The 1,369-nt window shown below is 60.5% G+C and carries 1 protein-coding gene; it reads right to left on the reverse strand.

Annotated features, from left to right (window positions below; translation table 11 throughout):
- Window positions 1-255: 255 nt before the first annotated feature.
- On the reverse strand, window positions 256-1,284 hold the full coding sequence (locus N554_RS0130575; protein ID WP_029586910.1) for an IS110 family RNA-guided transposase: 1,029 nt from the start codon (window positions 1,282-1,284) through the stop codon (window positions 256-258).
- Between the last annotated feature and the right edge of the window lie 85 nt (window positions 1,285-1,369).

A 1,369-nucleotide genomic window follows, 5' to 3' on the forward strand; every position in this document is an offset into this window, starting at 1 on the left:
GCGCTTTCAGACTATCCGCCACTGCAGTGTCGATGTCGCTCGCGGGCTCGTGCTTCTCTTCGGAATCGGCACCAGGCCCTTCCATCATGGGATTCGAAGACGAGGCGGAACAATCTTTTAGTCGGCCTTGCCGTCAGATAACGGCAGGTCCAAGCGGACATGCGAACTCACCTCATCCATCGTCCCGCGAGGGACATCCTTCCACTGCCCGGTGGATCTCGGGTGTCCTCCTATCGCACTGATCTTATGTGCCCCTCATGCTGCTGCGGTTTCCCTGGTCCAGCGGAACTCGGTGCCGTCAACCCAGATGCGGTGCAGGATCACGGCCAACCGGCGCGCCAGGGCCACGATCGCCTTTTTCATCCCGCGGCGCCGGGCGATCTGCATGGCCCAGGCCTTAAGCCAGGACCATTTCTTCGAACGCAGCATGCTCTGCGCAGCTTCGTAGAGCATCACCCGCATCATCTCATCTCCGCAGCGCGATATTCTGCCGCTCCAATCGATCTCGCCCGATTGATACTTGGAGCACGTCAGCCCAAATACCGCTCCGACTGACTTGGATTTTCGGAATCGGGCAGGCATGTCGACGGTGGCTCGATAGGTCAGCGCCACCACGGGGCCGACACCGGGGGTCGTCATCAGGCGCCGGCACACCTCGTCGTCTCGCACGATGGCCAGCAGGCGGCGGTGCAGGATAACGATCTGTTCGCGCAGCGCCCGCCGGACGATGAGCAGCGGCTCCACCAGTCCCGCCAAGTCGGGAAAGTTCTCGACAAGCTCTTGGATGCGGGCCTCGAACCTCACCTTTCCGACCATTCCGACCTTGAGGCCGAAGTTACGCAACGTACCGCGCAGATCGTTCTCGATGGCAATCGCCTTCGACTGCAGAAGCTTGCGATGGGTCAGCAGCATTCGCAGTTTCTGACTGCGGAGCGTCTTCACATGCACCGGGCGGTAAAGCCCGACCCGCATCATCTGGGCGATGCCGCGCGCATCGTTGCGGTCCGTCTTGTTGATCTGCGCCTTCAGTACCGCCTGCATGTGTCGGGTTTCAACGCAGACCACCGGCAACCCGGCTTCGGCCAGAGCACTGAACAGCCATTGCGACAGCGGTCCGGCTTCTAGTCCAATTCGCTTGAAGCGGTAGGCCTGGTTCCCTAGAACCTTCAGCAGCGCCTCAGGCTCGCTCGGTACCCTCACTTCCCGCACGATTCTGCCCGTGTCATCCACAATGCAGATGCTGGTCTGCTTGACCGATACATCCAATCCAGCAAAATGGTCCATGCTGCGCTTCTCCTTCTGATGCTTGAGGCCGTCACCACGGACCTCGTTTCACCATCAGCCTGAAGCGCAGCACCCAAAATCTTCA

Origin of the sequence: Bradyrhizobium sp. URHD0069 (genome assembly GCF_000701345.1) — a bacterium.
GTDB lineage: Bacteria > Pseudomonadota > Alphaproteobacteria > Rhizobiales > Xanthobacteraceae > Bradyrhizobium.